Source organism: Frankia tisae (genome assembly GCF_025403405.1).
Taxonomy (GTDB): Bacteria; Actinomycetota; Actinomycetes; order Frankiales; family Frankiaceae; genus Frankia; species Frankia tisai.
In genome coordinates, this window is sequence record NZ_JANEZT010000455.1 from 1 (window position 1) to 4593 (window position 4593).

Sequence of the window (4593 nt, forward strand, 5' to 3'; positions counted from 1 at the left end):
CAGGAGCGCGACGATGCACGATCGCTCAGTCAGCTGGCCGCCGGCGGACAGGCGGCGCCACCGGGCGGCCGGATACTGGGACGGCCTGCCCCTCGACCGGATCCTCGACGACGCGGCCCGGCGGTTCCCCGACCGCACCGCCCTGGTCGCCGGCGACCGGCGCTGGACCTACCGCCAGCTCGTCGCCGAGGTCGAGACGACCGCCGGGCGGCTGCGGGCCCGCGGGCTGGGCGCGGGCGACCGGGTCGTCGTCCAGCTGCCGAACATCGCGGCGTTCCCGCTGGTCTGCTTCGCGCTGCTACGGCTCGGCGCGTTGCCCGTGCTGGCCCTGCCGGCGCAGCGGGAGGCCGAGATCGTGCCGGTGGCCGCGCGCGGCGCGGCGGTCGCCTACGTGACCGCCGAGCGGCACCAGGGATACGACTACGCCGACCTCGCCGCAACAGTGCGCCGGGAGGTCCCCTCCATCCGCGAGGTCATGCTCTTGCCCGCGGACGGCCAGGTGGCAGCCGCCGCACACACCGCCACTCACCCCGGCATCGGCGCCGGGGCGGCTGCCGCGCCCGGTACCGACGACCCGGACCGCGGGGCGGGCCCGGCGGCTGCGGGCGACGCCGCGGACCCGCCGGTGGCGCTGTTCCTGCTCTCCGGCGGCACCACGGGCATCCCGAAGCTGATCCCGCGCACGCACGACGACTACCGCTACAACGCCCGCACGTGTGCACAGCTGTGCGGGTTCGACGAGTCGACGGTCTACCTCGCCGCCCTGCCCGTCGCCCACAACTTCGCCCTCGCCTGCCCGGGGATCCTCGGCACCTTCGCGGTCGGCGGGACGGTGGTCCTGGCCGTGACGCCGAGCCCCGACGAGATCTTCCCCCTGATCGAACGCGAACGGGTCACGGTGACGGCGGTGGTGCCGGCGCTGGCCCGGCTGTGGGCCGCAACGGCCGCGCTGTTCACCGACGACCGGTCCAGCCTGCGCCTGGTCCAGGTCGGCGGGGCTCGGCTCGACGCCACGACGGCGCGGCAGCTCGCAGCCAACCTCGACGTCACCGTCCAGCAGGTGTTCGGCATGGCGGAGGGGCTGATCTGCCTGACCCGGCCGGACGATCCCGTCGAGGTCACGCACGAGACCCAGGGGCGACCCATCTCCCCGGGCGACGAGGTGCGCATCGTCGACGCGGGCGGGAGCGACGTGGTTGACGGCGAGGTCGGGGAGCTGCTGACCCGCGGTCCCTACACGATCCGGGGCTACCACGAAGCGCCCGAGGCCAATGCCCGCGCGTTCACCCCGGCGGGGTTCTACCGCAGCGGTGACCTGGTCCGGCGCACAGCCCAGGGCAACCTCGTCATCGAGGGCCGCATCGCCGAGGTCGTCAACCGGGCCGGCGAAAAGATCTCCGTCGGGGAGGTCGAGGAGCACCTGCTGGCCCATCCCGACATCCGGGACGTGGCCGTGCTGGGCCTCGCCGACCCGCTGCTCGGCGAGCGCTCCTGCGCGGTCGTGGTGGCCCGCGGCCAGGGGCTCGACCGGGTCGAGCTGTCACGTTTCCTGCTCGGCCGCGGCCTCGCCCGGTTCAAGGTGCCCGACCAGGTCGAGGTGGTGACGCAGCTGCCCCGCACCGCCATCGGCAAGACGGACCGGGCCGCGCTGAGCGCCCACCTGCTGGCGACCTAACCCAACCGACGGATGCGACCGTGGCTGCTGTTCACCGACCGCCAGTTGTCTGCCGACCGCCGGCCGGCCGGGTCGATCCGCCGGCCGGCGATCGGCGGGCACTCAGCCGAAATCGACCGGAACCAGGTGCGGGGCGATGCTGGCGAGCTTCTCGCAGGTCTCGGTGTACTCCCGCTGGGGGGTCGAGTCGGCGACGATGCCGGCGCCGGCCTGCAGCCAGGTGCGACCACGCGTCGCGATGACGGCGCGCAGCACGAGCGCGGCGTCGAGGAAACCGTCGCTGCCGGCCTGCAGGACGGCGCCGGCGTAGATGCCGCGCGGCTCCCGCTCGAAGGCCGCGATCTCACCGAAGGCGGCGGCCTTGGGGATACCCGAGGCGGTCACCGCCGGGAACAGCGCGGCCAGCGCGTCCCAGCCGGTCCGGTCCGCGCGGAGCTGGCCGGTCACATACGAGGCCAGGTGCTGGACGCTGCCGCGGGGCTCGACGTCCATGAACCCGCGCACGGCGACCGAGTCGGGTTCACACACGGCGTGGAGCTCCTCGACGGCGAGCTTCACGGAGATGGCGTGCTCGTGCACCTCCTTCGAGTCGGTGTACAGCTCGGCGCGGTTGCGCGCGTCGCAGGTGGTGCCCAGCCCACGCGCCCGGGTGCCGGCCAGGGGCCGGGTGGCCACGGCCCCGTCGGGGGCCACCTCGACGACGGTCTCGGGGCTGAAACCGGTCGTGCGCAGACCCGGCAGGTCGAGCAGGAACGTGCGGGCGGGCGTGTTGGCCTGGCGGCCCCGCAGGCAGGTGGCCGGGAAGTCCACCTCGAACGGGACGGACAGCCGACGGGAAAGGATCACCTTCGTCAGCGCCCCGGCCTGGATCCGGGCGGTCGCCGCACTGACGGCCGCCCCGTAGGACTCGGCGTCGGGATCGCCCGGGTAGCCGCCGGGGTGGACGTCCACCGGCCGGCTCGGCCGCCGCGCGCCATGGTCGGCTTTGCTGGGATCGAGGCCCGCCACGAAGCTCAGCACCTGGTCGAGGCTGCGCTGGTCGGCCGCGCGAACCTCCAGCGTGGCGTCCCGAACGACGAGCTCGACGGCGGGCACGATGAGGTGCACCAGCGGCTGGTCGGCCTCGCCGGGCGCGGCCCCGAACGGGTTGGCCCCCGCGACGGCGTGGCCGAGTTCGAACGCCGCCCAGCCGTAGGCCCGCCAGCCGTCGACGGGCAGGCCGTCGAGCGCGGCCGCGAGGACGCGCAACGGCTCTCCGCCGACCGGGCTGGTCCGCTCGCCTTCCGGATGGGTGGTCACCACCCGGTCGCGGTACAGCCGGACCGTGAACCGGGCTCCGCCGGCGAACCACCAGCTGCCGGTCCGCTCGTACACCACGCTCTGGTCGAAGATTCCGGCCGCGGCGAGGGTCGTGGCGAACATCGCCGGATCGCCGACGACGGAAACAGTCACAGTCCGGTAGAACATCGACACCTTCGGTATCTCCTGCGCGCTGATTCCAGTATTCACCGCAACCATCCGTCTCGGGTTGATGGGGAGTCGGCCGTCGTGCCGGTCGCTGCACGGGCCAGGGTCCGGGCCGAACTGTTGCGACCGGGATCCGATTCGGGATCGGACCGTCACCCGGGCTTGCTTCCCTGGCCATCTACAACTAAGGTAAGGATAACCTAAGTATGGGAACATGGGAACCCGCCGGACAAGCGAGAACGGAACTCCCGACTGTCCGACCGGTCCCACCGGGCGCGCGCCGACCGGGGTTTCCCGCCTGCCAGATTCCGTGACCCGACGACCGGCGTTCTCGCGAGGTGGAGATGAGATCCGACGGCATCCGCGAAGATGCACACAGCACGGAGCATCTTCCTTTTCGAGCGGACGGAGATGAGCTGGCCGACCTCATCCGGGAGTTTCTCCGTCAGCCGGTGAATTTCGGCGAGGACGACAATCTGCTCGCTCTCGGCCTCGAATCCGTGGGTCTGATGACAATCGCCGCGCGACTGCGGGCACGCGGCGTGGACCTGCCGTTCAGCGCGCTGATCGAGGACCCCACGTTGCGCCGGTGGCGGCTGCTCGCGGGCGGCCAGCCACCCGCGGACCAGACAGCCACAGATCGGCCGGACGGCAACGCCACGGACGGCAACGCCGACACCGAGGCCGGAGCCACCCGGTGAACGGCGACACCGCGCGCGGCGATCCAGCGGCCCCGCGTGCCGCCGTCGTGACGTCACCCTGGCTGCGCTGCCGGCACCCCCATCCGGCCCCGCGGTACCGGGTGGTCGTCTTCCCGCACGCCGGTGGCACCGCGAACCCGTACTGCACCTGGGCGCGGGGCCTGCCGCCCGACGGCGAGAGCTGGGTGGTGCGCTACCCGGGCCGGGAGGACCGGCTCGCCGAACCCCTCGTCGGCACCATGGACGGGCTCGTCGAACCGATCACCGATGCGCTGCTGCCGATGGTCACCGGCCCGGACACCGCCGGGCCGCTGGTGCTGTTCGGCCACAGCATGGGTGCCTCCGTCGCCTACGAGACGGCCCGCAGCCTGCACGCCCTGGTCCCCGGCAGCGTGGGGCTGCTGGTGGTCTCTGCCCGGATGGCACCGGTCGTCGACGACCGCGGCGACCGCCCGGTCGTGCACCGGCTGCCCCGCGACGCCTTCGTCGACGTCCTGCGGGCTCACGGCGGCACCGACGAGGCAGTGTTCGACCACGCCGAGCTGATGGACCTGCTGGTGCCGATCGTGCGCAACGACTACCGGCTCATCGAGACCTACCGCCCCCCGGCCGACCCCGCCCTGCCGGTGGACATCGTCGCCTTCGCCGCGGCGGACGACCAGACGGTGGCAGTCCCCGACGTGCTCGCCTGGGCCGCGGTGACCACCGCCGGGTTCTCCCACGCCGTGTTCCCCGGCAGCCACTTCTATC

Annotated in this window: 4 protein-coding genes; 3 read left to right on the forward strand and 1 reads right to left on the reverse strand. The window is 73.1% G+C overall.

Annotated features, from left to right (window positions below; translation table 11 throughout):
- Positions 1-13 precede the first annotated feature (13 nt).
- Positions 14-1675: a (2,3-dihydroxybenzoyl)adenylate synthase gene (locus NBZ85_RS27905; protein WP_261560044.1), complete on the forward strand. Its 1662-nt coding sequence runs from the start codon at positions 14-16 to the stop codon at positions 1673-1675.
- A 102-nt stretch (positions 1676-1777) separates the two neighbouring features.
- Here the strand turns inward: NBZ85_RS27905 and NBZ85_RS27910 are convergent, their stop codons facing one another.
- Complete coding sequence (locus NBZ85_RS27910) at positions 1778-3184, reverse strand: salicylate synthase (protein WP_261560037.1); 1407 nt, start codon at positions 3182-3184, stop codon at positions 1778-1780.
- 302 nt (positions 3185-3486) lie between these two features.
- On the opposite strand from NBZ85_RS27910, the gene NBZ85_RS27915 reads away from it, so the two are divergent.
- Together NBZ85_RS27915 and NBZ85_RS27920 are read left to right on the forward strand one after the other, a co-directional pair.
- Positions 3487-3843 carry a phosphopantetheine-binding protein gene (locus NBZ85_RS27915; protein WP_261562967.1) on the forward strand — a complete coding sequence of 119 codons (357 nt, stop codon included), beginning with the start codon at positions 3487-3489 and terminating at the stop codon, positions 3841-3843.
- Positions 3840-4593, forward strand: a 754-nt coding sequence (locus NBZ85_RS27920) for a thioesterase II family protein (RefSeq protein ID WP_261562969.1), incomplete at its 3' end; no start/stop codon positions are given. The genes NBZ85_RS27915 and NBZ85_RS27920, both read left to right, overlap by 4 nt.

Coding starts and splice junctions, on each gene's coding strand:
- NBZ85_RS27905 (WP_261560044.1), top strand. CDS start 14: ATGCACGATCGCTCAGTCAGCTGGCCGCCGGCGGACAGGCGGCGCCAC.
- NBZ85_RS27915 (WP_261562967.1), top strand. CDS start 3,487: ATGAGATCCGACGGCATCCGCGAAGATGCACACAGCACGGAGCATCTT.